The sequence below is a fragment of the Pseudarthrobacter sp. S9 genome, assembly GCF_050156545.1.
Classification (GTDB): Bacteria; Actinomycetota; Actinomycetes; order Actinomycetales; family Micrococcaceae; genus Arthrobacter.
The window spans coordinates 1,066,809-1,093,367 of sequence record NZ_CP189576.1; the positions used below are offsets into that span (position 1 = coordinate 1,066,809).

General features: G+C 67.1%; 21 protein-coding genes and 1 tRNA gene. 8 read left to right on the forward strand and 14 right to left on the reverse strand.

From position 1 onward, the window contains the following. Window positions 1-20: 20 nt before the first annotated feature. Entirely contained in the window at window positions 21-2,552 is a 2,532-nt protein-coding gene (gene pcrA, locus ACQCSY_RS04980; protein WP_427133691.1) for a DNA helicase PcrA, read from the reverse strand. A gap of 473 nt (window positions 2,553-3,025) precedes the next feature. Next, window positions 3,026-3,823 carry an inositol monophosphatase family protein gene (locus ACQCSY_RS04985; protein WP_427135687.1) on the reverse strand — a complete coding sequence of 266 codons (798 nt, stop codon included), beginning with the start codon at window positions 3,821-3,823 and terminating at the stop codon, window positions 3,026-3,028. Window positions 3,824-4,065: 242 nt separating this feature from the next. Between ACQCSY_RS04985 and ACQCSY_RS04990 the strand changes: the two genes are divergently transcribed. Continuing rightward, window positions 4,066-4,716, forward strand: coding sequence for a hypothetical protein (locus tag ACQCSY_RS04990; RefSeq protein ID WP_427133693.1), 651 nt, complete (start codon window positions 4,066-4,068; stop codon window positions 4,714-4,716). A 157-nt stretch (window positions 4,717-4,873) separates the two neighbouring features. Here ACQCSY_RS04990 and ACQCSY_RS04995 read toward each other — a convergent pair whose 3' ends face one another. After that, entirely contained in the window at window positions 4,874-5,899 is a 1,026-nt protein-coding gene (locus tag ACQCSY_RS04995; protein WP_427133695.1) for a hypothetical protein, read from the reverse strand. A 211-nt stretch (window positions 5,900-6,110) separates the two neighbouring features. On the opposite strand from ACQCSY_RS04995, the gene ACQCSY_RS05000 reads away from it, so the two are divergent. Continuing rightward, window positions 6,111-6,263, forward strand: coding sequence for a hypothetical protein (locus tag ACQCSY_RS05000; protein WP_427133697.1), 153 nt, complete (start codon window positions 6,111-6,113; stop codon window positions 6,261-6,263). Between the two features lie 107 nt (window positions 6,264-6,370). Here the strand turns inward: ACQCSY_RS05000 and ACQCSY_RS05005 are convergent, their stop codons facing one another. The 3 genes from ACQCSY_RS05005 to ACQCSY_RS05015 all read right to left on the reverse strand — a co-directional run bounded on the left by ACQCSY_RS05005 (window position 6,371) and on the right by ACQCSY_RS05015 (window position 10,741). Further along, entirely contained in the window at window positions 6,371-7,906 is a 1,536-nt protein-coding gene (locus tag ACQCSY_RS05005) for a putative bifunctional diguanylate cyclase/phosphodiesterase (protein ID WP_427133699.1), read from the reverse strand. Continuing rightward, the gene (locus tag ACQCSY_RS05010; protein ID WP_427133701.1) at window positions 7,896-8,237 is read right to left on the reverse strand and encodes a hypothetical protein; all 342 of its coding nucleotides are present in this window, start codon (window positions 8,235-8,237) and stop codon (window positions 7,896-7,898) included. The genes ACQCSY_RS05005 and ACQCSY_RS05010 overlap by 11 nt, the downstream gene beginning before the upstream one ends. Before the next feature lie 158 nt (window positions 8,238-8,395). Beyond that, the gene (locus tag ACQCSY_RS05015; RefSeq protein ID WP_427133703.1) at window positions 8,396-10,741 is read right to left on the reverse strand and encodes a glycosyltransferase family 2 protein; all 2,346 of its coding nucleotides are present in this window, start codon (window positions 10,739-10,741) and stop codon (window positions 8,396-8,398) included. Window positions 10,742-10,946: 205 nt separating this feature from the next. Between ACQCSY_RS05015 and ACQCSY_RS05020 the strand changes: the two genes are divergently transcribed. Beyond that, window positions 10,947-12,512 carry a chitinase gene (locus tag ACQCSY_RS05020; RefSeq protein WP_427133705.1) on the forward strand — a complete coding sequence of 522 codons (1,566 nt, stop codon included), beginning with the start codon at window positions 10,947-10,949 and terminating at the stop codon, window positions 12,510-12,512. 7 nt (window positions 12,513-12,519) lie between these two features. On the opposite strand, the gene ACQCSY_RS05025 is transcribed toward ACQCSY_RS05020, so the two are convergent. Then, window positions 12,520-13,344 carry a DUF998 domain-containing protein gene (locus ACQCSY_RS05025; RefSeq protein WP_427133707.1) on the reverse strand — a complete coding sequence of 275 codons (825 nt, stop codon included), beginning with the start codon at window positions 13,342-13,344 and terminating at the stop codon, window positions 12,520-12,522. An 86-nt stretch (window positions 13,345-13,430) separates the two neighbouring features. Here ACQCSY_RS05025 and ACQCSY_RS05030 point away from each other — a divergent pair. The 3 genes from ACQCSY_RS05030 (at window position 13,431) to ACQCSY_RS05040 (ending at window position 14,416) form a co-directional block, all read left to right on the forward strand. Continuing rightward, window positions 13,431-13,503 (forward strand) — tRNA-Arg (locus tag ACQCSY_RS05030). A 1-nt stretch (window position 13,504) separates the two neighbouring features. Continuing rightward, window positions 13,505-14,002: a DUF6314 family protein gene (locus tag ACQCSY_RS05035; protein WP_427133709.1), complete on the forward strand. Its 498-nt coding sequence runs from the start codon at window positions 13,505-13,507 to the stop codon at window positions 14,000-14,002. 9 nt (window positions 14,003-14,011) lie between these two features. Continuing rightward, window positions 14,012-14,416: an NUDIX hydrolase gene (locus ACQCSY_RS05040; protein ID WP_427133711.1), complete on the forward strand. Its 405-nt coding sequence runs from the start codon at window positions 14,012-14,014 to the stop codon at window positions 14,414-14,416. Window positions 14,417-14,439: 23 nt separating this feature from the next. Here ACQCSY_RS05040 and ACQCSY_RS05045 read toward each other — a convergent pair whose 3' ends face one another. Beyond that, window positions 14,440-16,371, reverse strand: a complete 1,932-nt coding sequence (locus ACQCSY_RS05045) for an ABC transporter ATP-binding protein (protein ID WP_427133713.1) — start codon at window positions 16,369-16,371, stop codon at window positions 14,440-14,442. Then, window positions 16,368-18,095, reverse strand: coding sequence for an ABC-F family ATP-binding cassette domain-containing protein (locus ACQCSY_RS05050; protein ID WP_427133715.1), 1,728 nt, complete (start codon window positions 18,093-18,095; stop codon window positions 16,368-16,370). The genes ACQCSY_RS05045 and ACQCSY_RS05050 overlap by 4 nt, the downstream gene beginning before the upstream one ends. A gap of 209 nt (window positions 18,096-18,304) precedes the next feature. Here ACQCSY_RS05050 and ACQCSY_RS05055 point away from each other — a divergent pair, with 209 nt between their 5' ends. Further along, entirely contained in the window at window positions 18,305-19,036 is a 732-nt protein-coding gene (locus ACQCSY_RS05055; RefSeq protein ID WP_427133717.1) for a hypothetical protein, read from the forward strand. Continuing rightward, the gene (locus ACQCSY_RS05060) at window positions 19,033-19,761 is read left to right on the forward strand and encodes a hypothetical protein (protein WP_427133719.1); all 729 of its coding nucleotides are present in this window, start codon (window positions 19,033-19,035) and stop codon (window positions 19,759-19,761) included. The genes ACQCSY_RS05055 and ACQCSY_RS05060 overlap by 4 nt, the downstream gene beginning before the upstream one ends. 234 nt (window positions 19,762-19,995) lie before the next feature. On the opposite strand, the gene ACQCSY_RS05065 is transcribed toward ACQCSY_RS05060, so the two are convergent. The 5 genes from ACQCSY_RS05065 to mobA form a co-directional block, all read right to left on the reverse strand. After that, window positions 19,996-23,070 (reverse strand): alpha-mannosidase, encoded by a 3,075-nt coding sequence (locus ACQCSY_RS05065; RefSeq protein WP_427133721.1) that lies wholly within the window; start codon window positions 23,068-23,070, stop codon window positions 19,996-19,998. Between the two features lie 93 nt (window positions 23,071-23,163). Then, a complete protein-coding gene (fdhD, locus tag ACQCSY_RS05070; RefSeq protein WP_427133723.1) occupies window positions 23,164-24,036 on the reverse strand; it encodes a formate dehydrogenase accessory sulfurtransferase FdhD in 873 nt (290 codons plus the stop codon). A gap of 105 nt (window positions 24,037-24,141) precedes the next feature. Further along, a complete protein-coding gene (locus ACQCSY_RS05075) occupies window positions 24,142-25,545 on the reverse strand; it encodes a molybdopterin molybdotransferase MoeA (protein WP_427133725.1) in 1,404 nt (467 codons plus the stop codon). Then, window positions 25,542-25,829: a DUF6457 domain-containing protein gene (locus ACQCSY_RS05080; RefSeq protein WP_427133727.1), complete on the reverse strand. Its 288-nt coding sequence runs from the start codon at window positions 25,827-25,829 to the stop codon at window positions 25,542-25,544. The genes ACQCSY_RS05075 and ACQCSY_RS05080 overlap by 4 nt, the downstream gene beginning before the upstream one ends. Then, complete coding sequence (gene mobA, locus ACQCSY_RS05085; protein WP_427133729.1) at window positions 25,813-26,556, reverse strand: molybdenum cofactor guanylyltransferase; 744 nt, start codon at window positions 26,554-26,556, stop codon at window positions 25,813-25,815. The genes ACQCSY_RS05080 and mobA overlap by 17 nt, the downstream gene beginning before the upstream one ends. Window positions 26,557-26,559: the final 3 nt, after the last annotated feature.

Here is a 26,559-nt window from a genome sequence, read left to right on the forward strand (position 1 = left end):
CGGCACCGGCGCTGGCGGTCCTAGGAGTCCAGCTTGGTCAGCGGCGCATAGCGCAGCAGCAGCCGCTTCTCGCCGACGTCGAACTTCACCTTTGCCACCGTCTTGTCCCCTGCACCTTCAACAGCCAGCACCGTGCCGTTGCCGAAACTGGTGTGGTTGACCTTGTCCCCCACGCTGACCGCGACGACTTCCTTCTGCGGCTGCACCCGGTTCTTCGCGACGGCGGCCGGGACATCGGCATTGAACCCGGCGGACGGGCCGGCGGCCGCGCCGCGTGCAGTGCCGGCACCCCAGAACGACCCTCCGTACCGGCTGGAACCGATCGGCGCTCCGCTCCCCCAGCCGCTGACCTGCCGGCTCGTTCCTTCGCGCTTCCACTCCACCAGCTCTTCCGGGATTTCCTCGATGAACTGGCTGGCCGGGTTGTACTGGCTCTGGCCCCACATGCTGCGCACCTCGGAGCGGGTCAGGTAGAGGCGCTTCCGGGCACGGGTCAGGCCGACGTAGGCCAGCCGGCGTTCCTCGGCCAGTTCCTTGGGGTCCGTCGCCGAGCGCTGGTGCGGGAACAGCCCGTGTTCCATGCCGGTGAGGAACACCACCGGGAACTCAAGTCCCTTGGCAGTGTGCAGCGTCATCAGCGTGACGACGCCCAGGCGCTTGGCCTCGGCGACGGCGGCATCGATATCACCCCCCGGCGCGTCCGGGATCTGGTCGGCGTCGGCCACGAGGGACACCTGCTCCAGGAAGGCGCCCAAGGAGCCCTCGGGGTTGTCGCGTTCGTATTCACGCACGACAGCGACCAGTTCCGCGAGGTTCTCCACCCGGGATTCATCCTGCGGATCAGTGCTGGAGCGCAGCCCGGCCAGGTACCCGGTCTGTTCCAGGACGGCTTCCAGGGCGGCGGCCGCGCCGGAGCCGGAGGCGACCTCGGCGAGGTCGTCAAGCAGTTTCACGAAGCCCAGCACGGCGTTGACGGACCGGGTGGCCATGCCGGGGGCCTCGTCCGCGCGGCGGGCGGCGGTCATGAAGGAGGTGCGTTCGCGCTCCGCGAGGGCAGCGACGGCGCCCTCGGCACGGTCTCCGATGCCCCGCTTGGGCTCGTTCAGGATCCGGCGCAGGTTGACGTCGTCGTCCGGGTTGACGAGCACCCGCAGGTAGGCGAGGGCGTCCTTGATTTCCTTGCGCTCGTAGAAGCGGGTGCCGCCGACCACCTTGTAGGGCAGCCCGACGCGGACCAGGACGTCCTCGATGGAGCGGGACTGGGCGTTGGTGCGGTAGAAGATCGCGACGTCGCCCGGGCGGAGGTTGCCCTCGTCCTGCAGCCGGTCAATTTCCTTGGCGATGAACTGGGCCTCGTCGTGCTCGTTCTCGCCGACGTAGCCGACAATCTTCTCGCCGTCGCCTTCCGCCGTCCAGAGCCGCTTCTCCGGCCGGTTGGGGTTGCGCGAGATCACCGAGTTGGCGGCGCTGAGGATTGTCTGGGTGGAGCGGTAATTCTGCTCAAGTTTGATTGTGCGGGCGTCCGGATAGTCCTTCTCGAACTCGACGATGTTCCGGATATCGGCGCCGCGGAAGGCGTAGATGGACTGGTCCGAATCGCCGACGACGGTGAGCTCGGCCGCGCCGGGACCCTCGCCCACGATCTCGCGGACCAGGGCGTACTGGGCGTGGTTGGTGTCCTGGTACTCGTCCACGAGGACGTGCCGGAAACGGCGCCGGTAGGAATCCGCGAGTGCCGGGAAGGCGCGGAACATGTAGACGGTCTGCGCGATGAGGTCGTCGAAGTCCATGGCGTTCGCCTGGCGCAGGCGCTGGGAGTAGCCCTTGAAGACCTCGGCGACCGCCTGTTCGAAGGGGTCGTTGTAGTTGGCACTGGAGGCGTAGGATTCGTCGTCGATCAGCTCGTTCTTGAGCGCCGAGATCTTGTGCTGGATGGCCTTGGGCGCAAACCGCTTGGGATCGAGGTCCAGGTTCTTCGCCACGAGCGTGATCAGACGCAGCGAATCCGCGGAATCGTAGATGGAGAAATTGGAGTTCAGCCCGACGTTCTTGGCCTCGCGGCGCAGGATCCGGACGCAGGAGGAGTGGAAGGTGGATATCCACATGGTCTTGGCTCGGCCGCCGACCAGCGCCTCGATCCGCTCCCGCATTTCGGCCGCGGCCTTGTTGGTGAAGGTGATGGCCAGGATCTCGCCGTGATGCGCCCGGCCCGTGGCGATCAGGTAGGCGATCCGGTTGCTGAGGACGCGCGTCTTGCCCGAACCGGCGCCGGCCACGATCAACAGGGCGCTGCCGGTGTGCTTGACGGCTTCCTCCTGCGGCGGGTTCAGCCCCTCCAGGAGCTCGGCCGCCGTCGGGAGCTGCGGACGGTCCCAATCCCCTCCGTTTGACCCGTTTGCACCCATGTTGGCGGCGAGGTCGAGGGCTGCCATTCCGTTCCCGGCGGGTGATCCGGCAGAGGTTCCGGCAAACGGCCAGGCGGGCGATTTGGTGGGCGCCGCCGTCTTGGAGGCAGCTTGGAAGGGTCCGTCGGCGTAAGGGTCAAACAACATGTCCATGGTGTATATAAGTCTAGGCGGTGCTACTGACAGTGGCGTCCGCCCCCTCGGGACATGCCCTCCCCTTGCTGCCGCCACTGGACATATGGCCCATATGCCCACTCCTCGCCGCGAAGAATGAGCTTGTCCCGCGGGGGCGCTCCCTCCATGAATGGGTATGTCCCGTGGCCTATGAAGCCCCGGGAGGACATGCCCTCCCCTGGCTGCCACCGCTGGACATATGGCCCATATGCCCAGTCCTCGCGGCGAAGAATGGGCATGTCCCGCGGGGGCGCTCCCGCCATGAATGAGCATGTCCCATTCCTCCGCGCGATCCTCCCCCCACGAATGGGTATGTCCCGTGGCCCATGAAGCCCCGCGTGGATATGCCCTCCCCTGTCCGCCACCACTAGACATATGGCCCATATGCCCACTCCTCGCCGCGAAGAATGGGCATGTCCCACGGGGAATCAGGTGGCCGGCGGAACTTAGCCGACGGAGCCTGACTCGAGCGCGGCACGCAGCTGCCCCACCGCCGTCGTGCCTCCTGCGACGAACCAGTCGAGTCCGTTGACACGCACGACGTCGGCCGCACCACCGGCCGCCAGGACGATCGCTTTGCCGGGTAGCCAGTCCCATTCCGGGCAGCTGTGCTGGAACCAGCAGCCCAGCTCTCCGTCGGCCACCCGGCCGAGGTCGCAGGAGCCCGACCCGAACATGCGCAGGGCGGCCGCCGAGGTCGCGGCCGCGTGCCAGGGCATGGCGCACACCGGGTCTGCGAGCCAGGTCGGGTGGATGTAGGTGGCGGCGCCGAGTTCGGAAACCGGAGTGTCCGATCGGCCCATGCCCCCGGAATTGCCGGGCATGAAGGTGGTCAGCCGTTCCCCGTTGAGCGTTGCGACCCGAGATGTCCCGCCGAGCCAGAGCTTGTCCTCCTCCGGCTGGAAGACGGCTCCGAGCACCGCACCGGACGAATCCTTGAGGGCAATCGCCGAGCACCAATAGGTGGATCCGTGCAGGAAGTTGTATGTCCCGTCGACGGGATCGATGACCCAGGTCCGGCCGCTGGTGTCCGCCACGGAGGCGCCCTCTTCGCCCAGGATGCCGTCATCGGGGCGGCAGCGCTGGAGCTGTTCCAGCACGTAGGCCTCGGCGGCGTGGTCGGCTGCTGTGACAACATCCGAGACGGACGTCTTCTGCCGGCCCTCGAGCCCCGCCTGCCGCATCAGCAGCGCCAGAGTGCCGGCCTCGCGGACCAAGGCCTCGGCGAGCTGGTAGTCATCCAGCGCGGGGTTCAGTTCAGCGGTGCTGTGCCGGCCAAGCCGGTGTCTGCCAAGTTCATTTCTGCCTGGTTCATTTCTGCCTGGTTCATTTCTGCCTGGTTCATTTCTACCAAGTTCATTTCTGCCGAGTTCGGTCACGCACTCCAGACTATCGGCGCCCCGCAACAGTGAACAGCCGGACAGTGAACAGCAGGGCGGCGGCCCGAGCGGCGCAGACGCGGCCGGAAACCGACGATAATGGAGCCATGGCCAAGACACCTGCACAGCGGATCAAGAAGCACGGCGCCAAGGCAGCCGTCCCCCAGCACCATCTGCCTGCGGTGATCAACCCCAGCACCAGCCGGACCCCGCAGAAGGCGCAGAACAACAGCAATCTGATCCTGATTGCCGGCGCCGTGGCCAGCCTGTTCCTCTTCTGGTACCTCCATCTCCTCACCTTGAACCAGCTCACGCAGCTGTCCGGCGGCCTGGCCATGCCGGATTCGCTGATCGGCGGCTTTGACCAGGGATTCGTGGAGAAATTGCGCGCCGCCATGGACTCCGACGCCCGGGGGCAGCTCAACTACGTCCACAAGACCGCGGGCACCCTGTTCCCGCTGATATTCGGTTTCAGCTGGCTGCTGCTGATCGGAACCAACGTGGCACGAAAACCGCTGCGCTGGGCGCTGTGGGCAGTGCCGCTGCTCTTTGCCGGCGTGCGCCTCTGGGGCAACGCGGTGATCGACGCGATGATGTCCGCCGACGCCGTCGACGCCGGCCAGGTCGCGTTGGCGTCCGGGCTCACCGTGGCGGGCTGGGTGCTGCTGGTACTGAGTCTGGTGGCTGGCGGCATGGCTGTGTTGCTCGGCCGGAAGGCTGCCGCGGCCGCTCCGGCCACGGGACATGCCCAGACCTAGTCCGCGCCACTGGACATATTCCCACGTCGGCCGCTCCGGCCACGGGACATGCCCAGCCCTAGGCCTGGCCGCTGGACATATTCCCGTTATGTCCATTCTTGGACGGTAACGGAGGGCATGCTCACTTGTATCCGGGTGTCAGGACACGGCTGCAGTGTCAGGACACGGCTGTGGGGAACTCACGGGCCTGGTCAGCACGCTGCTGGGCGCCTGCCATCTCGAAGTGATCGGCGGACTTGAGCAGGTGCTCCCGGGCCGAGGAACGGTTTCCCATGGCAGCATGTGACCGCCCCAGCAGCAGGCACGCCTCCCCCAGAATCTGGGGCAAAGGCTTGTCCGCGTCGGCGCAGACACCCTCGAGAAGTTCGATCGCCGCCTTCGGGTCACCGGCCAGGAAGTTCCAGTGGCCGCGGTTCAGTCTCATCAGCAGGTAATCGTTCGCAGTTCCTCCGATAACGTCCGTGGCCAGTTCCGCCCGTTCGATGCAGCGAAGTGTGTCGGCGTCAGCTACGTCGGCCGCAAGCCGCATGGCTGCCGATGCCTTGTTGAATTTCGCCCAGATGTCGAGGTTTCTCGCTGGTGAAAAAGTCGCGGCCGCGAGCTCATGGTAGTGCAGCCCCTCTTGAACTTTGTTGCAGAGAAAAGCCACATTCCCGATAACCCAGTAGCCCTTGCCGAGCAGTTGATCATCGACTTCGGCCGAGATGACGTCTGCCAGCATGAGGCTCTCCGCCCAAGCCTCCTCGAGCCGACCACTATCTGCGAGGGCCGCAATTAGCGCCTGCCGGGCCTTGACGTTTGTCTCGACGTCGGGGTCACCTTCCAGAAGGCCGGCGGCCATCCGGGCAGCGTCAGCTGCTTGTTCAAGCAGTCCGGCACCCTGCCTGGCCTTGGCCAATAAGATGAATGTGCGTGCTTGGGCATGTCGCTCAGTAGTTGCGCGAGGTCCGTTGACCAAGCTGGCGGCAAGATCGGCACATTCGTCAAAGTCCTCAGCGTCCAAGAGATTTTCCGCCTGGACGAACGTCATGTTCCACCACGAGTCCGAGTCACCCGCCTTGAGGGCAATCTCCGCGGCGTTTTGGGCGCTGCTGGCTGCGTCGACGAATGCATGCTTTGTCCGGTGCTCGTGTGCCTGCAGTTCGGCGGTGGCATACAACGGTGAGACGGAGTTGTGTGGCATAACTCAATTATCCGTTGTCACGGGAGCGGAATCGTACAAATCGCGCAAGAAAGACCTGCGCAATGTTCGCTCAGCATCAGCGCAGGTTCGCGCGAATATCACGGCTTTCTTGATTCCTGACAAAATTCTTATACAACGGCGTGTCGCATGCCCCTATACTGAACTTGTATCACACGTGTCACATCAGCCTCTTACGTATCAGGAGTCCTTAATGAAGAAAACTCTCGCAACACTCCTCGTCGCCGGTGCGCTGGCTGCCGCGGGCCTTTCCGCCACTGCCGCAGTATCGGCAAGCGGTGAAAACTCCGGGCAGGGCTCGGTCGTGGCAGTGGGCTGGTGGCCGAACTCCACTCCGAAGAACTGACGGAGACAGCAATTACAGACGGCGGGTATCGGAAGTTGATTCCGACACCCGCCGTTTGTTGTTGTACCCGCTGCTGGCGACGTAGCCGCTGACGGCAACGTCGGCCGCTACCCCGGACCCCGATCCCCAGGACTGAACAATGCCACGATGTCCGCCGCCGGGGCAGGCCGGCCAAAATAGTAGCCCTGGCCGCTGGCGCAACCCATCCGGGTCAGCACCTCCGCCTGTTCCGCCGTCTCAATGCCTTCGGCCAAGGCCTTGAGGCCACACGCGTGGATCAGATGCAGTACCGCGGCCACAAAGTTTCCTTGTTCCTCGTCGGTACCCAAGCCGCTGATCAGGCTCCGGTCGATCTTGACCACGTTCACTGGCAGCTTGCGGAGGTAGCTGATGGAGGAGTAGCCGGTCCCAAAATCATCAATCTCAAGCTGCACGCCGAGGCGCCGCAGCCCGTTCAGGGAATACTGGTCCACGTCCCCGCCGTTGACGGCCATGGACTCAGTCAGCTCCACAATCAGGTTCGAGGCATCCACGCCTGTCTCCCGGAGGATGTCGCGGACGTGTTCGATGAGCTCCAGGTTCTGCAGTTCCGTCGTTGAGATGTTGACACGGACGTTGAAGCTGCTGTCCACCTGCAGCTCCTGCTGCCAGTGCCGCAGCTGACGCACGGCATTGCATAGGACCCAGTGGCCCAAATCCACGATCATGCCGGTCTCTTCGGCCAGCGGGATGAACTGGTCCGGCATCAGGAGTCCCCGTTCCGGATGGTTCCACCGCACCAGTGCTTCGACGCCTTCGACCCTGCCCGTGGCCAGCTCCACCACCGGCTGGTAATGCAGGGTCAACTGGTCCTGGCGGATGGCTTCGCGCATTTCCGTGATCATGACGCTTTGCAGCCGCCGTGCGTACAGCAAGGCAGGCTCAAACACCTTGATGCTGCCGTGCGGCTGGGCCTTGGCGGCATACATAGCAGTATCGGCTTCCATGACGAGGTCGTCGACGGACTGTCCTGGTTCCGCGATCCGCAGGCCGATGCTGGTGCCGCAGGTAATCCGCAGGTCTCCGACGTCCAGGCTTTCGTTGAGCGCCTTGAGGATTCTGTTGGCTACGCGCCGAGCCCGGACGAGGTTGGATTTGGGCAGCATGACGGCGAATTCGTCGCCGCCAAGGCGCGCCACTGTATCCGTCTCGCGGACGGATTCCTGCAACCGGCGCCCGATCACCCGCAGGACATCGTCCCCGGCGCTGTGTCCCAGAGTGTCGTTGATGCCCTTGAACGAATCAAGATCGAGGATCAGCAGGGCAGGGGGCATCTCGCCCCGCGACGACTCCGCCAGCGCATGACTCAGCACCGAGTTCAGCGCCGTCCTGTTGGCGAGTTGTGTCAGCGGGTCCGTCAGCGCCATGCGCTCAAGTTCAACCTGCGCCTCGCGCAGCATGGCCGTGCGGCTCTCGACCCGTTCCTCGAGCTCCTGATAGATGGTCTGCAGGTCGTCCGCCATCAGGTTGATGCCTGCGATGACGGCGGCGACGTCGTCGCGGGCCCCGGAGTGAGGGATCCTCGTGCTCAGGTCACCTCCGGCGATCCGGACGATGCCCTCCACGAGGGCGTGGAGCCGGGGGTCCGGAGGATCAGTCTTCACTCGCGTACTGCCTTAACCACTCGACTGCGTCGGATTCAGACGTGAAGAACTGTGCAGGGATCGTCTCGGTCTTGGACCGGAGAAGATAGTGGGCGATGACCCGGTCCACGGGACTCTCGCCCACGAGGGCGAACGCGGCCGCCGCAATCGAGCCGGCGTAAACTTGCCGCGCCTCGAGGCTCACACCCAGCACACCGGTGATCACAAGCAACACCGGCAGACGCCGCCCGTTGGCGAGGGCGCGGACCGCGGCTCGTGCGACACGCGCCTCCGGCCCCGCGATCTCCTGGTTGGCAGGCAGCAGGACCTCGATGATTCCCGGGTCGATCATGCGTACCCCGATGGGTTCAGCCGTACCAACATCAGCCGCACCAGTATCAGCCGCACCAGGGCGGGCAGGGTCAGCCATGCCGGCGTCGTTTGCGGTCGCCGGTGCAGCCGGATGCTGATCGGGCAGTCTCTTGTCGGTCCCGGCCAGGGCTTCGACGGTCAACGGACCGCAATCCGACGGCGGCGGTCCGTTGAACCGCGGAGGTCCCGGTTCAGTCGGCGGTCGCCATGGTAGAGAATCGTCTCCCAGTCGACTTCCTCAGCTGCTTTGGCAATCACAGGGCTCTCCTTCACTTTCTTGGGCCGGGGACTGACGTAGAGCCAGTTGACCACTCCGAGGAATACATCCACCGCCGAGTTGAAGACTCCGATATAGGCGCGGATCGCGCCAGCGGCAAGAACGGCGTTGAGGGAGGCGAAGGCCACGTTGCCCCAGTTTCCCAGGTGCGCGTCCCGCCACACCGTCAGCAGGGAGAACGCCACGATCGCGTAGGGCGTCAGCACGTAGATGGCCGGCGCCGCAGTGCGGTCCTTGACCTTGGGGGTGCGCGCGAAGGGAATCTTGTCGCCCGTGACAGCCTGCTGCAGCGATTTCAGGACGCCGGCCAGGTTCACCGGCAGCAACACCAGGTTGAAGCCGTAGATCCGGAGGATGTCGCTGAAGCGGTGCCCGCAGTCCCGCAGGTCACTGCCCATGGCCAGGAAGTAGGGCAGGGCTGCGAGGAACACGATGGGGCTGAGCAGACGGCTGTCATAGGGGTACGCCAGCAGGAAGAGGAGGCCGAAGCTCGCCCAGGCGATGGATGCCATGTAGTTCACCCTCAGCAACACCTCGCGGAACAGGATCGCGCGCCGCTCGGACCTGTGCTGGCGGAGCTGGGTCCACAGCTTGGGCAGGATCAGCAGGCCGCCGTTGGCCCAGCGCCGCCGCTGGACCACGAGCGAGCCGAAGTCCGGCGGGGTGGCGCTGTAGCTCAGCCGTTCCGGGTAGTTCACCAGGGTCCAGCCGTGCTGGCCCAGATCGATGCTGGATTCGGTGTCCTCGATGACAGTGCGGTCCTGGATGTAGGTCCGGATCTCGAAGCCGCCGCTGCTCTCCACCTCCACAATGTCCTCCAGCGCGCCCTTCCGGATGACTGCGTTGGCGCCCACCCAGAACGTCGCCCCGTAGTAGGTCATGCCCTGGTGGAGGATGTGCTGCAGGTCCGTGGTGGCTCCGGCTACCCGCTCGATACGGGTGGGGGCCCCGCGGAAAGAGGAGTACGGCGTCTGGGTCACGGCGACCCGCTCGTTTCCGGCCGATTCCAGGAAGTAGACCAGACGCAGGCAGTAGTCGCGCAGCAGCAGCGAATCGGCGTCGAGGGTCAGGACGTAGGTGGTGTCACGGACCTCCAGGACCCGGCCCGGGCCCTCGGGCTCGACGTCGTCCGCCACCTTCCGCAGGACCACGCCGTCGGCCGTGGTTTCCTTGTTCCAGGAGTGCCCCATCAGGGAAATGTAGGCATTGAGGTTCATGGCCTTGTTGGCCTCGTGGGAGAGGCTTGCGTACTTCTTGCGCTCGAACGTCTCGGTGGAGACGTTGAAGATCCAGGTCAGCCGCAGGTACAGCTCCTCGATCCGGGGACGCGGCGGCGAGGCGTGCTGCACGAACGCCGCGTTCAGGCCCAGGAGCACCAGGCGCAGCTCGCGGGCCAGCCCCATGAGCACCAGGTCCACAAAGAACTCGTCCACATGGTCTTCCACCTGCTCGGCCGCTGCCATCGACTCAAGCCACCCGGCGGCTGTCTCGTATTCGGCGATCAGCAGGGCCAGCTCGGCGGGTTCGCTGGGTACCGGCGTCTTTCCGCGGCGGCGGAATTCCGCCAGAGCGGTGTTGAAGCGCGCGGCCGGTGCGCTCATGGCCGCGGCGATCTCCGCCGTCAGGACCCGGGTCTTGTCCAGCCTGGCACGATCGGCCGGGTCCGACGGGTGCGGTGGATCGTCAAGAAGCAGTACCACCTTGAGGTCCGGGAACTCCTGCAGCGCGGCGGACCACAGCGTGGCCCGCACAACCTGGGGCTCCTCGGCATAGGACGGCACCAGGACCGTGATGCCGTCAGCGTACTCGGCGAAGTGGCGGTCCAGCTCGCCGCGGGGCACGCGGGAGTGGTCCCGGAAACGATAGAGGGCCCCTTGCCGGGCCATCAGGTACATTAATGCCGAAAACGTCAGGAATGTTACGACGACAAGATAGGACACCGTCTCAAACTGGAACCTGAAACCCGCATTCGGGTTGTCCGCGAGCTCTTTCAGGATCGTGGAAATGACATAACTGATCCACGCCGCCAGCGTGGTGAGAATGCCCAGACGGCCAAGGATGATTTTGCGCCTGGACGGCCTCGGATGAACAATTGACAGCGGCTCGGAACGCCTCTCCGCTCCCCATTGGCGGCGCCGCACCGCGCCCTTTTGTTCGGTCGTGACGCTTTCTGCGTCCAAGCGCGGCAAGACAAGCTGATCAGACATTAGTCCCCATAAGACTGCAAGGTCGGCGTTTCGGCATGCGCTTATGTCAAATCGCGCACGATGCACCGGAATGTTCCGGTGAGTGCCCTTATGATAATGCAAGGTCAGACGGCTGCCGGACATCAGACACCCCGGAAATTATGCGAACTGATCCCGGCGGCCGGCGTGTGCCCGGCAGTTCAACTTAATGACATAAGGGGGCCCTGTGTCCGAACGATTCCCAGGCCGAAAGTTATCTCTGGTTCGGCTGGGCGTGCTCATCGGCGTCGTGGTGGCAATCACCGCCGGGGGCGTGGCGGCGTGGGGCAATTTCCAGGACGGCAGGACTGCAGAGGCCATCCCCTCCATCTTCTCCGGTTATGTCGACGCCACGGCGACGCCCCGTTATGCCTTTGAGGCCCCGGCGTCCAAGGAAGCCGAAAAAGTGGTGCTGTCCTTCGTGGTGGCCGACGCCAAGGATCCCTGCACCCCGTCCTGGGGCGCCGCCTACTCGCTGTCCGAGGCGGCCTCGGCCCTGGATCTGGATCGGCGGGTAGCGCGGCTCCAGCAGCTCGGCGGCACAGCCTCCGTTTCCTTCGGCGGGCTGGCCAACAACGAGCTGGCTACCGGCTGCACGGATCCGGACAAGCTGAAGTCGGCCTACCGCGCAGTCGTTGACCGCTACAACGTCAGCAGCATCGATCTGGACGTCGAGGGTGACGCCCTGTCCGACGTCGCGGTCCTGGACCGGCGCTCGGCGGCCATCGCGGCGCTCCAGCAGGACAGACAGCGCGACGGCAAGGCCCTGAGCGTCTGGCTGACGCTGCCGGCTGACCCCAACGGGCTCACGACGGCGGGCAGCGACGCTGTGCGCCGGATGATCACCGCCGGCACCGACCTCGCCGGGGTGAACGTCATGACGATGGACTATGGCGGAAGCAAGCTGCCGGGCCGGTCGATGTACGAGAACGCGGTGTCGGCCGCCGAAGCCACGCACGGGCAGCTCACGGATCTGTACCGGGCCGCGGGAAGCGAGCTGGGCAGCGAAACAGTCTGGCGCAAGATCGGCCTGACGCCGATGATCGGCCAGAACGACATCGCGGGCGAAATCTTCTCGCTCAAGGACGCGCAGGACCTCAGCGGCTACGCGAGCGCCAAGGGCGTCGGCCGCCTGTCTATGTGGTCCCTCAACCGTGACCGGACCTGCAGCCCGAACTTCCCCGACGTCAAGCAGGTCTCGGACGGCTGCAGTGGTGTCGACCAGGGCGGCTCGACTTTCGCCGCGATCCTCGGCGCCGGCGTCATCGGCAGCCCGGCCGCCGAGGCTCCCGCACCGGTGGAGCAGACCCCGGTTCCTGCTGTCACCGATGATCCCTCCACCAGCCCGTACCCGGTGTGGTCCGAGAGCACCGCCTACACCGCCGGCGAGCGGATCGTCTGGCATTCAAACGTGTACGAGGCCAAGTGGTGGACCCGCGCCGACACCCCTGACGACCCCGTTCTCCAGGGCGCCGCAACGCCGTGGCGCATCATCGGCCCGGTGCTGGCCGGTGACAGGCCGACGCCCCAGCTCACGGCGCCGGCCGGCACGGCCCCGCAGTGGCAGCCGTCCACCGTCTACCGCAAGGGCGACCGGGTGCTCTTCGAGGGCCGGGTCTTCGAAGCGAAATGGTGGACCCAGACGGACAGCCCCGAGGCCGCGCTGCAGGGCTCGCCGGAATCGCCCTGGTCAAAGCTGCGCGACGAGGAGCTGCTGAAGATCATGGCGACAGCAACAGCACCAGCACCGTAGACGCCGCCTACGCCTTGAGGGCCTTCCGTGCCTGCCGGGCCTTCTGCGCCTTCCGGGCAACGCGCTCCTGCCGGACGCGCTGTGCGATGACCAGGCCAACCGCGGCCAGGCCGACCGTGATGGGATAGCCCATGAGCCGCTCCAGCGTTCCGGGTTCCGGCACGTGCATCCCCGTCAGGCCGCCCGTGATGAGCGCGCCGAGGGACAGCGCACCGCAGGCCAGGACGAACCAGCCCAACGGCGTCTGCCGGAGCCAGAGACAGCCCAGGACCAGCAGCGCCAGGGCTCCGGCCGCGAAGTACATTACCGCGCCCACCCCGTGCCACACCGATCCCGCGTCCTCGGGCACCAGCCCCACAATGACGGTGCCGGAACCGGCTGCGCCGGTGAGCACCCGTGCAGCGACTGCGGCAGCGACCCCGGCGGTCCGCGGCGTCCGCAGTCCCGGACCCTGTCCCGGACCGTGTCCCGGACCTCGGGCAATCCGCCCACCGGGCCGTGCCGCAAGACACAGCAGGGCCGAGCCGAGCAGGAGCGCCCCGATCACCATACCCAGGCCCTGGACCACGAAGGACGCGTTCATCAGCACATGCGCGGGTGAACAGACGTCCCGGCTCTGGAAGACGCCGCAGCCCCGGGCGCCGAGGTCGCTGATGAGCCCGGTCCGGCGGCTGTACGGCTCCGGCCCCGCCCAGGCGCCGATCACGGCCGCCTCCGCCACGAAATACTGCAGCACGCTCAGCTTCGCCAGGGCCCCGATGTAGAACCGGGTGGAGGCCACATCCGGAATGTAGATGACGTCGTCGGGAATCGTCGCGGCTGCTGCGGTCATGCCAAGAGCGTAGTACGCGCGCACACCTTGTATGCTTATATCCGTGTCCGAACGGGCCGGCCCATGGCCGGCCGGGACGGATGCCCGCCCTCGTAGCTCAGTGGATAGAGCACGGCTCTCCTAAAGCCGGTGTCGTTGGTTCGATTCCAATCGAGGGCACTTGAACTCCCAGCCGCCGGTCGCCGATTCGGATTTCGAGCTGCGCGCCTACCTCCTCGGGTCCTGGTCCGTGGAGCGCACGCTGCTTGACCGCACCTCCGGCACGCGCGGCACGTTCACCGGCGTCGTGCGTTATTCCGCACTGGACGACGACGGCGGGCTCAGCTTCCACGAAGAAGGAACCGTCCGCTTGACTTCCCTTGACGGCGACCCCTTTACCGGGCCGGCGAGCCGGCACTATGTCCTCCACTCCGCGGAATCCCCCGATGCGATGGACGTGACCTTTCCCGACGGGCGGGCGTTCCACCGCATGAGCTTTACGCAGAACGCCAGCCAGGACCAGCACTGGTGTGATCCGGACACCTACCGGGTCACGTACACCCTCCGCGGCCCAGATGAATTCAGCTATGCCTGGGACGTGCGCGGACCGAAGAAGGTCCAGCTCCTGGAATCCGTGCTGCGGCGGCTGGACCCGCGGTCAGGGCCAGGAACCGGCTAGGCTCGTAGCGTGAAAGCCCGCATTGTTGTCTCCGCCGTCTGCGTTTTTGACGAGGCCGGCCGCCTCCTGACCGTCCGCAAGCGCGGCACGGACAAATTCATGCACCCGGGCGGTAAGCCCGAGCCCGGCGAATCCGCTGCCCAGGCCGCCTCGCGCGAGTTGCTGGAAGAGGTAGGAATCGCGGTGGCGCCGGACGCGCTTCAGCACATGGGCGTCTGGCTGGCCGACGCCGCCAACGAGGCCGCCACGGACATCGAAGCGACGGTCTTTACCGCTCCCGGCGTGTGGAGCGCCCATCCGTCCGCTGAGATCGCCGAAATACGCTGGCTGGACCTGACGGCCGACTTGCCGGCTGACCTGGCACCGCTGCTGACGGACCACATCCTGCCGGCACTCTCGCCGGACCGACCCTAGCGGACCTACAGCCCGGGACCTCCCTACAGCTCGGGAACAGCGTCCAGTTCAGGAACGGCTTCTTCGGCCACCGCGCTCGCCTCGGCGAACTGCGTCCTGTACAGCTCCGCGTAGCGTCCTTCGGCGGCGAGCAGCCCGGCGTGGGTTCCGCGCTCCACGATCGAGCCGTCCTCCACCACCAGGATCACGTCGGCCGCGCGGATCGTGGAGAGCCGGTGGGCAATCACGAGGGCCGTGCGCCCCTCGAGCGCGGCGCCGAGCGCCTCCTGCACTGCGGCTTCGTTGGTGGAGTCCAGAGCCGCCGTGGCCTCGTCCAGGATCACGACGCGCGGCTGCGAAATCAGCAGGCGGGCAATGGTGAGGCGCTGGCGTTCGCCGCCGGAGAGCCGGTAGCCGCGCTCCCCCACCACGGTGTCCAGCCCGTCCGGCAGCGACCGGATCATGTATTCGAGACGGGCCTGGCGCAACACGTCCCACATCTGCTCCTCGGTGGCATCCGGGCGGGCCAGGCGCAGGTTGGAAGCGATGCTCTCGTGGAACAGGTGACCGTCCTGCGTCACCATGCCCAGGGTTTCCCGCATCGAATCGAAGGTGAGGTCGCGGACGTCCACCCCGGTACCGGGTTCCTTGCCGCCGAAACGGACGGCGCCGGAATCGACGTCGTACAGCCGCGAGAGGAGCTGGGCGATCGTGGACTTGCCGGCGCCCGACGAGCCCACGAGCGCCACGGTCTGGCCGGGTTCCACCCGGAAGCTGATCCCATGCAGCACCTCTTCGCCGCCGCGGGTGTCCAGCGTGGACACGTCCTCCAGCGAGGCCAGGGAAACCTTGTCCGCCGAGGGGTAGGCAAAGCGGACGTCGTCGAACTCCACGGACAGCGGCCCGGCCGGCGATTCCACGGCGTCTGGCTTCTGCTGGATGAGGGGCTTGAGGTCCAGGATTTCGAAGACGCGCTCGAAGCTGACCAGGGCGCTCATGATCTCCACCCGGGCGTTGGACAGCGCCGTGAGCGGCGCGTAGAGGCGGGTCAGCAACAGCGCCAGCACGACGACGTCGCCCGCGGCCAGCTGCCCGGAGAGCGCCAGCCAGCCGCCCAGGCCGTAAACCAGGGCAAGGGCCAGCGCGGAGACGAGCGTCAGGGCCGTCACGAAGGTGAACTGCAGCATGGCCGTCCGCACACCGATGTCGCGGACCCGGCCGGCCCGGAGGGCGAACTCGCGGGACTCCTCATCGGGGCGGCCGAAGAGCTTCACGAGCGTGGCGCCGGGGGCGGAGAACCGCTCGGTCATCTGGGTGCCCATGGCGGCGTTGTGTTCCGCGGCTTCGCGGCGGAGATCGGCCAGCTTGGAGCCCATCCGGCGGGCCGGAATCAGGAAGATCGGCAACAGGATCATGGCCAGCACGGTCACGAGCCAGGACTTCCCGAGCATCACCGCGAGCGTCAGCGCAAGGGCCACGACGTTGCTGACCACGCCGGACAGCGTGCCGGCGAAGGCCGACTGCGCACCGATCACGTCATTGTTCAGCCTGCTCACGAGCGCGCCGGTCCGGGTGCGGGTGAAGAAGGCGATCGGCATCTTCTGGACGTGGTCAAACACCCTGGTCCGCAGGTCCACGATCACGCCTTCACCAATGGTGGAGGACATCCAGCGCGTCACGAGGCCGATCCCGGCCTCCGCAACGGCCACGAGGGCGATCAGCACGGCCAGCCAGACCACGACGTCGGTGTGCGCACCGGCGATGATCGCGTCGACCACCTGGCCGGCCAGCACCGGAGTGGCCACGGCTAGCACAGCCATCACAATGGACAGCAGCACGAAGGCGATCAGCTTGCCGCGGTACGGCCTGGCGAAGCTGAAGACGCGCTTCAGGGTCTCCTTGGAGAACGGCTTGGAACCGCTCGAGGCGCGCGTGATGTTGTAAAGGGAGCTCCAGGCGACCCGGTCCATACTCATTTGTTGTTGCCTTTCGGGGCGCGATCGTATCCGCCCGGTGATGCCGTGCCAGTTGTCGCGCTGCGTGGTGCCGTGCCGGCGCTGTTCACGAGTTCGGTGACGACGCCGTTCTCCACGTTCCAGCGCACGTCAAGGCGCACGTTTTCCAGCAGTCGGCGGTCGTGGGTGACCAGCAGCAGCGCGCCGTCGTAGCTGTCGAGGGCTTCCTCAAGCTGCTCGATGGCCGGCAGGTCGAGGTGGTTGGTGGGTTCGTCCAGCACCAGCAGGTTCACGCCGCGTGCCTGCAGCAGCGCCAGGGCGCCCCGGGTCCGTTCCCCCGGCGAGAGGGAATCCACAGGGCGGCCGGTGTGGTCCGCCTTGAGGCCGAACTTGGCCAGCAGGGTGCGCACTTCCGCCGGGGTCATCTCCGGCAGCACGGCCTCGACGGCGTCCGCGAGCAACAGGCGCCCCGCCAGGAGCCCGCGGGCCTGGTCGATTTCCCCGACGGCCACCGAAGCGCCCATGGACGCGTCGCCGGAATCGGGGAGCCGCACGCCCAGCAGGAGCCGGAGCAGGGTGGACTTGCCGGCACCGTTGGGACCGGTGATGCCGATCCGCTCCCCCGCGTTGAGCTGCAGGTTCACGGGGCCCAGGGTGAAGTCGCCCTGGTGCACGACGGCGTCCCGGAGCGTAGCCACCACGGCGCTGGACCGCGGGGCCTGGCCGATGCTGAACTGCAGCTGCCATTCCTTGCGGGGCTCTTCCACCTCGTCAAGCCGCGCGATCCGGGATTCCATCTGCCGGACCTTCTGCCCCTGCTTTTCCGAGGACTCGGTGCTGGCCGCGCGGCGGATCTTGTCATTGTCCGGGCTCTTCTTCATCGCATTGCGGACGCCCTGCGAGCTCCACTCGCGTTGGGTCCGGGCCCGCGAAACGAGGTCCGCCTTCGTGGCGGCGAACTCCTCGAAGCGCTCACGGGCATGGCGGCGGGTCACGGCGCGCTCCTCCAGGAAAGCCTCATAGCCGCCGTCGTACACCGCGACCGTGTTCTGTGCGAGGTCCAGCTCCACGATGGTCGTCACGCAGCGCGCGAGGAACTCTCGGTCATGCGAAACCAGGACCACGCCGCCGCGCAGGCCCTGCACGAAGGCCTCCAGCTTGGCGAGGCCGCTGAGGTCCAGGTCGTTGGTGGGTTCATCGAGCAGCACGATGTCGAAGCGGCTGAGCAGCAGCGCCGCGAGGGCTACCCGTGCGGCCTGGCCCCCGGACAGCCCGGTCATCTCCGCGTCCGGCCCCACGTCAAGGCCGAGATCGGCCAGGACGGGCGGAATCCGCTCCTCGAGGTCGGCGGCGCCGGATGCCATCCAGCGGTCGAACGCCAGGGAGTAGGCGTCGTCGGAGCCGGGGGCGCCGGAACCCAAGGCTTCGGCGGTGGACTCCATGTCCGAGGCGGCCCGGGCGCAGCCTGTCCGCCGGGCGATGTAGCCGGCCACCGTTTCGCGGGCGATCCGCTCGTGTTCCTGCGGCAGCCAGCCCACGAAGGCGTCGGCCGGGGCAAGGCTGACCGTGCCCTCCTGTGGCTCGTCGACGCCGGCCAGGAGGCGGAGCAGGGTGGACTTGCCGGCGCCGTTGGCGCCCACGACCCCCACGACGTCGCCGGGAGCAACGGTCAGGGAGAGTTTGGAAAATAGCGTGCGGTGATCGTGACCACCGGAAAGGTCCTTGGCAACAAGGGTTGCAGTCATTAGTCAATCCTCTCACCACGGCCCAAACCGGCGGTCCAGAACGGCCCGGAATCCTCCGGGCATGCAGAAACCCGCCGGTCCGGACTTGGGGGGTGTACGGACCAGCGGGTTCGACCAATTAGCATAGTTGAATCAGACCTCTTCGTAAAATCGCTGCACAGCCGCACGCCAGGACCCGCTGCTCCCACCGACTCCGCAGGACGCCATAGATGCCCGTACCCGCCAAGGCATTCCAGCACTGGCTTCACAGTGTCGCGCCGGCCGCCAGCACCGCCGACATCTGCAGGATCTCCGGCATCAAGCGGACCACCCTTGCGCAGCAGCTGGTGCGGGGCAAAGTGGCCGAATCCACGGTAGTGAGCATCAGCCGGGCCCTGGACCGCAGCCCCCTGGCGGATCTGGCCACGTTCGAGAACTATGCCGAACTGGCCGGGCAGCCGCGGCCGCCGACTCCGGCCGAACTCGTCAGCCAGATTGCGACCGTGGATCTGCTGCGCGCGGTCATTGCCCGCCCCGACGCGGCCCACGGCGCACCGGTGGCCATGCTAGCGCTCAGCCCTGCGCCGCACGCCACGTCCGTCCGGAACTGGGTGGATGCGATCGACGACGGCGAGCTGCGGCACCGCGTCTCCGCCGCCACCGGGGTTGCGCCGCAAAACTATTCGGCCCAGCTCACGGCCAACAGGCTGTCCCCGGAACTTGCGGTCGCCACCGCGCGGGCGGCTGGCGTAGGCTTCACGGGCGGACTCGTCGCAACCGGACTCATTACCGAGACGGAAGCGGGCTGGCCGCCAAAGGCGAAGCAGTCGGCCCTGGACGCCCTGTCCGACGGCGAGCTCACGGCCCTGGCCGGCGAGCGGCTGCAGACGCTTGGCAAGGCGCTCCGCCGCCAGGAGCAGGAACAAGCACAAACAGAAAAGATATGGGAGAACCTCGGATGATCGGGATCCTTCAATGGACGACACTGGCGGTCTGCGGAATCGTCGCCCTTGCCCGCATTCCCAGTGCGCTCCGGGGTGAAAACCGGTCCCTGTTCTTCGTCTACGCGCTGATGACAGTGGCCATCCTCTTAAGCATCGACGCCCCGTACCTGGCCATCGACCAGGCTTTGGGGGGCACGAACATAGCCAACCTCGTGCTCCGCTTCCTCATTTTCGCCGCCATATTCTTCCTCGGCCTCAGGGTCGCCCGGGGCTTCAGCTCGGACGACGCCCTGCGGCTCATCACCGGCCCGATCGGAATCGCGGTAGCGGCGGCTGCGTCGCTGGCAGTGGTGGTGGTCTTCCTCATGATGGACACCGCCGGCTCATCAGCCGGAATGGTCGCAGTCTTTGCCAAGGACGCCCGGAATGCCGCCCTGGTGGAATACTACGGAGCCGCCGGACGCCTGTACCCCGCGTACATCACCCTGGCTTTGTTGCCTGCAATGGTGCGGACCGCGACCAGCAGCCTGCCCGTCCTGGTGCGGTTCAGCGCAGGGTTGATGGCGGCCGGTTCCGTGGCCATCACGCTGAGCCTGTTGTCCCCGGTGCTTCCGCCCGCGCTCGGATACCTGAGGTTCATCGTCAACTACACCGCCATTCTCTGCCTCGTGGTGGGCCTTGCCCTGATCTGGCTGGGGAAGGTACTTGCGAAGAGGACGCCGAAGAAGCAAGCTGACCTCTGATCGCCCATCCCCCGGTAGGGCTGGTGAAACATTCCACAAGAACGATGGACAGGGGCATTCACAAAATCATTAGACCGTGAGAGAATCATGAATGTGTGAAAGCGACATATCGCTTCGCGAACGGAAGTCAGCCGTGCGAGGCGGAGGCAGTCGTCCAAGCGCCATTGGGGGGATGAGTGGTAGCGGTCCAGCAGGACCGCTACCACTCAGCCTGTTTAACGGGCTTTCCGCTCCTCATACCCGGCTGTCCGAGGCCGTTTCCGGCCCCTCAGGCGGCCTCACAAACCTCAAAGTCATCAACTGGAACGGCCGGAGGGTCAGCCCGGCAGAATCGCGGCCGGCCGTCACCCCCGGGGCGTCGACGGGCCGCTCCAGCAGATCCACGGTATGAACACTGGCGACGTCGAAATTGGCCGTCATCAGCCCCGTGGACCGCTCCCCCAGCGATTCATACAGGCGCACGATTACGTCGCCGGAGCCGTCCTCAGCGAGCTTGACCGCCTCGATGACGAGGGCCTGGTTGAACACGGTGAACAGCGGTTCAACCCCGTGGGCCCCCCTGAGCACCCGCGGCACCAGGTTGGTCCGGTAGCCCTCTTCGACGGCGTCGGCGATGCTGGCGCCGGGCCGGATGGTCACGTTCAGCTCATGCCGGCCGCGGTCCGCCCCGGGATCAGGGAACTTGGGCGCCCGCAGGAGCGAGAGCCGCACGGTGGTGGTCGTCCCGCCGTCGTGCTCCCGGACGTTTCGGGTGACGTCGTGGCCGTAGCTGGAGGCGTTGGAGACCGCCACCCCGTAGCCCGGCTCGGCGACGTGGATCCAGCGGTGGGCGCAGATCTCGAACTTCGCCGCTTCCCAGGAGGTGTTGACGTGGGTGGGGCGGAACACGTGTCCGAACTGGGTTTCCGAGGCCGAGCGGTCCGCCCGGACATCGAGCGCGAAGCCGAGCTTCAGCAGTTTCTCGCTTTCCTGCCAGTCCACCGCCGTGGAAATGGCCAGCGAGCCGGAACCGGCCTCCAGCGAGATCCGCTGGGTCACGGCCGAGGAGCCGGCCATGCGCTCCACCAGCACGACGGCGTCCGGGCTTTCCCTGCGGGGGTCCCGCTCCAGCGTCACCGAGCGGGCGTCGGTCAGCCGCTCGACGTTCCTGCGGTAGAAGGCGTCGATGTCCCAGGCGTCCCATTCGTTCGGGGTGTCCCGGTGCAGCTCCAGGAGGTTTCCGGACTCCCCGGGCGCGATCGTCTCGCGCCCGCTGGAGTAGTCCATGAGGGAGGCCAGCAGCCCGTCGGCATCCACCACTGCCCGGATGATGCCGTTGTCCAGAATGTAGCCGCCCTCGGATCCGGTGACGGACACGGGTTGCTCGAAGCGGATCGGTTCGGCCGCGGCCAACGCCGGCACGCCCTGGCGCTCGTGCGGAGCGGCGTTGAGGAGGAACTCCCGGTCGCCCGTTCCCAGCACGGCCGCCGCGGCGTCCTCGATGATGGCTTCGAGCCCCCTTCCGACGGCGGCGTAGTTCCGCTCGGCGTCCTGGTGGACCCAGGCAATGGAGCTGCCGGGAAGGATGTCGTGGAACTGCTGCAGCAGGACCAGGCGCCACAGCCTCTTGAGCTCTGCCGCCGGGTAGCTGTAGCCGGTCCGCACCGCCGCCGTGGCGCACCAGAGTTCCGCTTCCCGCAGCAGGTGCTCGCTGCGCCGGTTGCCCAGCTTGGTCTTGGCCTGGCTGGTGTAGGTGCCGCGGTGCAGCTCCAGGTACATCTCCCCCACCCAGACGGGCAGGGACTGGTATTCCGCCTGCGCTCGGGCGAAGAAGCTGCTGGAAGTCCCGATCTGCACCTTCGGCGAACCCTCCAGGTCCGCGGTGCGCCTCGCCGCCGCCAGCATCTCCCGCGTGGGACCGCCGCCGCCGTCGCCGTAGCCGAACGGGACCAGCGACATGGTTCCCCGTCCGTGGTCGCGGTAATTCCGCTCCGCGTGGGCCAGGTCCCTGGCGCTGAGCTCGGAACTGTAGGTGTCCACCGGCGGGAAATGGGTGAACAGCCGGGTGCCGTCGATTCCTTCCCAGTCGAAGGTATGGTGCGGCATCCTGTTGACCTGGTTCCAGGAGATCTTCTGGGTCAGGAACCACCGGCTGCCCGCGGCCTTGACGATCTGCGGCAGTGCCGCGGAGTAGCCGAACGTGTCCGGGAGCCACGCTTCCTGGCATTCGACGCCGAACTCGTCCAGGAAGAAGCCCTTGCCCTCCAGGAACTGCCGTGCCATGGCCTCGCCGCCGGGCATGTTGGAGTCCGATTCGACCCACATGCCGCCCACAGGGATGAACTGGCCTCCCCTGACCTTTTCGCGGATGCGCCCGAACAGCTCCGGATAGTATTCCTTCATCCAGGCGAGCTGCTGGGCCGAGGAGCAGGAAAACACGAACCCGGGGTGCTCATCCATCAGCGCCACCGCGTTGGAGAACGTCCGGGCACACTTGCGGATGGTTTCCCGGACGGGCCACAACCAGGCGGAGTCGATGTGGGCATGCCCCGTGGCCACGAGCCGATGCGCCGAGGCATAGGCCGGCCGGGCCAGGGCGTCCGCCAGGGCGGCGCGTCCGGCGGCTGCCGTTCCCGGGACGTCGTCGGGGTCCAGGATGTCCAGCATCCGTTCCAGTGCGCGCAGGATCTCGTGACGGCGGGGCAGCTCCATGGGCAGCTCGTGCATGAGCCCGCCGAGCGCCCGGATGTCCTGCTGCAATTCCCAGACTGTCTGGTTGAGCTCGGCGATGACGATCCCGCCAAGCCGGTACTTCGGCTCGCTGCCCGACGTCGCCTTGTCGCCGTACGGCGTGGCTGCGAACGTCCAGCCCTGGGACAAGTCAGGGTTTGCCGCGGCCTCGACGTAGAAGTCCACGGCCATGCCGCTGCCCAGGAGTTTCAGCGGGATGTACTGGTTCCGTGGCGAGATCGCTTTGATGATGGTTCCGTCGGGCCGCCAGGCGATGCCTTCGCACTGGAATCCCGGGAGGGCGCCGCCGAAGCCCAGGTCCACGAGGACTTCGACCGAGGTGTCCGCCGCCGCGCCCCAGGCGTCCGGCACTTCACCCTGCAGCCTCAACCATTTGGTGCTCCAGGGCCGGCCCCAGGCCGCGCCGTGCTCCTGGGGGGCGAACTCCTGCCGCAGGGCCTCCGACACCGGCACCGGCTCGTCCGGCGCGTCCCAGCTGCTCAGCGTCAGCGGCACGCTGCGCGGGTACAGCGCGGGAACGATCCGTTCGCGCAGAAAGCGGTCCAGCCGGACTTCCGTGAGACGGCGGTCGTCGTGCAATGTGATCCTCTTTAGCGCTGGTGGAGGAAGCCGGGTCGCATCCAATCGATGGATAAAACTTACTTCGCGCGGAGGGGTTTAGCCAAGGACGCGCTATCCGGTCACGGACGCAGGAACGGTCACGCGGCTGTGGCCGGCGTACACATTCAGGGACGTGCCGCGGCTGAAACCGGCCAGGGTCATCCCGCTGGCCTCCGCCAACTCGACGGCCAGGCTGGAAGGGGCGCTAACGGCTGCCAGCACGGGGATTCCGGCCAGCGAAGCTTTCTGGACGAGTTCGAACGATGCCCTGCCGGAAACCTGCAGCACGGTTCCGCGGAGCGGCAGCAGGCCCTCGCGCAGCGCCCAGCCCACGACCTTGTCGACGGCGTTGTGCCGCCCCACGTCTTCGCGCAGGCACAACAGCTCGGCGGAGCCATCGACGGCAATCCTGAAGAGCCCCGCGGCGTGCACGCCCCCGGTGACGTCAAAGACTGCCTGGGCCTCCCGGAGCGCGTCAGGGAGGGACGCCAGCGTCGCCAGCGGCACGGTCAGAGGGTCGTCGGCCGGGCTGAAGTGCGAGGACTTGCGCACGGCGTCGATCGAGTCCGTGCCGCAAATACCGCATGAGCTGGAGGTGAAGATGTTCCGTCCGGTGTCCGGCCGGACGACGTCGGGCCGGAGTTGGGCCTCCACCACATTGAAGGTCTGGACCCCGTCGGCGTCTTCGCCGGCGCAGAACCGCAGGGAGACAAGCTGCTCGGGGGTCCAGATGACGCCCTCGGAGACGAGGAACCCCGCCACGAGGTCGAAGTCGCTGCCGGGCGTGCGCATCGTGACGGAGAAGGAGAGGCTTCCCAGCCGGATCTCCAGCGGTTCCTCGACGGCCAGCACATCCTCCCGGTGGCGGACCGGGAATTCGAGGGCCTGCGGTGATCCGTCCAGGACAAATTTGTGCACCTTGCGGCGCTGCGTCACGCGACCCATCAGGGGCTCCTAAGCAACGTGTTGTGCGGACCTTCGGTTGATTCCATCATTGCAAGTGCGGGACTCGGAAGCCAGCGCAGCCAGCGCGGCCTGGCGGAGCGCCGCTCACCCAAGGGCGCTCCAGTCCACCGGACCGTCGTTCGCCGGGGGTTTCCTTGCCGGTCTCCTGGCGGCCGTCTTTGCCTTTGCGGCGGCAGCCCCGGGGTCCGGGATGGGGGCGCCCCACGGGAGCGCGAAGGCGGGGACGGGCTCCCCCAGCTGCACGCCGTGGGGCGGGACAACCAGGACGCCGTCGGCGGCGGCCAGTCCGCGCATCATTCCGGGGCCGGTATGCTGCGCCGGCGACGCCATCCCGTAGAGCAGCCGGAAGGGCATCAGCCGTGTCCGGCCGGGATCAGCGTCGATCGTCGAGCCGCACGGCACCTCGGCGATCGGCGGTAGCGTTCCGTGCCCCAAGGCCGCAAGGAGCGGCGCCCCGATGGTCGAGAGCGCCATCATGGCCGCGAGCGGGTTCCCGGGCAGGCCGAGGATGAACCGGCCGTCCGGCAGCTCGGCCAGCACGGCGGGGTGGCCAGGACGCATGGCGATGCCGTCGATCAGCAGGCGTCCGCCCAGCTCGGCGACGGAGCGCCTGAGGTGGTCCGTTCCGGAGCGGCCGGTGCCCCCCGTGGTGATGACGACGTCGGCGGGCAGGTTCTCCATCACCGGTTCGGCGGCGGGCTCCGCGGACGGATCCCCGGCGGCGGCCGGCCCGGTATCCTCCAGTGCGGCGAGCCATTCGGCGTAGCTGTCGCCGATTTTCACCTCTTCAGTGCAGATTCCACCGAGCATGCCCACCACCCCTGCCAGCTGGGGTCCGAACGTGTCGCGCACCTCGCCCGGGCCCGGCAGGCCCGCGGCGACAACTTCGGAGCCGGTGAACACGAGGCGGACCAGTGGTTTGCCGAGCACCGGAAGGGTGTCGTACCCGGCCAGCGCGGCGAGGGCAAGATGGGCTGGGTTCAGCAAGGTGCCGGCCTTGATCAGCAGCTCGCCGGCGGCGGCTTCCTCCCCTGCTTTCCGGATGTGGTCGCCGTTTCGCGGCTCACCGGGCTTCGCAATGCCGCCGAGCCTCAGGACCGGCAGGCCGTCCTCGTCGGTGCCGATGGTTCCGTTCTCGCTGCGCAGCACGGCCTTCGCCCCTGGCGGGATCAGGCCGCCGGTGGCGATCGGACTCGCCTGGTGCGGGGCCAGCCGCTGGTTCGGCTCGGCCAGGATCCAGGGCCCGCTGCCGTTGACGGCCCAGCCGTCCATGGCAGACGAGGCATAGTGCGGCATGTCCTGCAGGGCCGCCGCATCCGCCGCCAGGGTCCTGCCCAGGGCCTGCCGGAGAGGCACGGGGGCCGCGGGAATGGCGGTGGCACAGTCAAAGGCGAGCTGCCGGGCCTCATGCCAGGTGTGGGCCACGTGCCGGTGCTGCCCCGGCTCGGCCTCCGCAGTCCCGTGGCCGTGAGGGGGTGCAGGCGTCATGCCCCGGGAGCTTCGGCGGCCGCGTAGTCCTTGGCGAGCTGGCGGGCCACTCCCATGGCGGCCTGCATGGACACGGCGTCGGTGGCCTGGCCGGAACCTGATGCCAGTCCGGCGGCAAAGCCTGCGATAAACGTGGTCAGCGGGGCGGCAGGGCGCACCACGGAATGAGCCGCCACACCGGCCAGGGCCAGGACCTCTGTCACGTCAATCTCGACATCCTCAAGCTCCAGGGCCTGGAGCAGGGCACGGCACCAGTCTTCCAGTGTTTCATCCTGGCTCTTCACCGTTTGCCTCCAAAGTCGAGTTCAGCTGCGGAGCTCCGGACCGGCCGTCTGGATCGTGGCCTTGAACCGGGCCGGATATCCCTAGGGCGGTGGCGTCATCCCAGGTATCCACATCATCCGTGGAACCGGAGGGGACTCGAACTTCCCGCACCTCAAGACTAGCAAGAAGGGCGAATACCGAAGCGTTCTCGAGGGCTCCCCGGCGCGCGGCGTCCGCGACGCAACGTTGTAGCGCAACTGTGCCATAAAAGCCCAGTAGGGGTTGCCTGCGCCCATCGCCGGAGACGGCCATGACGCCGTCGGTCTCCGGCGCATCCTCCCGGGCTGGCGTGGCGGACAGGGCTGTACTGTCCGGCCCGTCGCCTTCCAGCGCTTTGATGAGGGCGCGGACAGCGGACTCCACGCGGGGCATGTCACAGGCCAGGACCAGGGTGAGGGGCGCCGGACCGACTGCCCCGCCTCGGGCTGCATGGTCCGCCGCCACAGCGGACAGCCCGGCAGCGATGGCGGCGGCCGGACCCGCGAAGGGAGGATCCTCGCGGCAGTTCAGGACGCCGTCGGGCAGGTTCCCCGGGTCAGGCCCGACGACGACGACTCCCCTGGCGCCGTGCGCGGCCCGCAGCGAGCGTTCAAGGAGGGTGGCGCCGTCGTAGACCAGCCGTGACTTGGGCACGCCTCCCAGACGGGAGGACTTCCCCCCGGCGAGAATGACGGCATCGAACTCCACCGC

Coding starts and splice junctions, on each gene's coding strand:
- ACQCSY_RS05050 (WP_427133715.1), bottom strand. CDS start 18,095: ATGACTGCAACCCTTGTTGCCAAGGACCTTTCCGGTGGTCACGATCAC.
- ACQCSY_RS04995 (WP_427133695.1), bottom strand. CDS start 5,899: ATGCCACACAACTCCGTCTCACCGTTGTATGCCACCGCCGAACTGCAG.
- ACQCSY_RS05010 (WP_427133701.1), bottom strand. CDS start 8,237: ATGATCGACCCGGGAATCATCGAGGTCCTGCTGCCTGCCAACCAGGAG.
- ACQCSY_RS05075 (WP_427133725.1), bottom strand. CDS start 25,545: ATGACGCCTGCACCCCCTCACGGCCACGGGACTGCGGAGGCCGAGCCG.
- ACQCSY_RS05025 (WP_427133707.1), bottom strand. CDS start 13,344: ATGACCGCAGCAGCCGCGACGATTCCCGACGACGTCATCTACATTCCG.
- ACQCSY_RS05000 (WP_427133697.1), top strand. CDS start 6,111: ATGAAGAAAACTCTCGCAACACTCCTCGTCGCCGGTGCGCTGGCTGCC.
- fdhD (WP_427133723.1), bottom strand. CDS start 24,036: ATGGGTCGCGTGACGCAGCGCCGCAAGGTGCACAAATTTGTCCTGGAC.
- ACQCSY_RS05045 (WP_427133713.1), bottom strand. CDS start 16,371: ATGAGTATGGACCGGGTCGCCTGGAGCTCCCTTTACAACATCACGCGC.
- ACQCSY_RS05060 (WP_427133719.1), top strand. CDS start 19,033: ATGATCGGGATCCTTCAATGGACGACACTGGCGGTCTGCGGAATCGTC.
- ACQCSY_RS04990 (WP_427133693.1), top strand. CDS start 4,066: ATGGCCAAGACACCTGCACAGCGGATCAAGAAGCACGGCGCCAAGGCA.
- ACQCSY_RS05015 (WP_427133703.1), bottom strand. CDS start 10,741: ATGTCTGATCAGCTTGTCTTGCCGCGCTTGGACGCAGAAAGCGTCACG.
- ACQCSY_RS05055 (WP_427133717.1), top strand. CDS start 18,305: ATGCCCGTACCCGCCAAGGCATTCCAGCACTGGCTTCACAGTGTCGCG.
- pcrA (WP_427133691.1), bottom strand. CDS start 2,552: ATGTTGTTTGACCCTTACGCCGACGGACCCTTCCAAGCTGCCTCCAAG.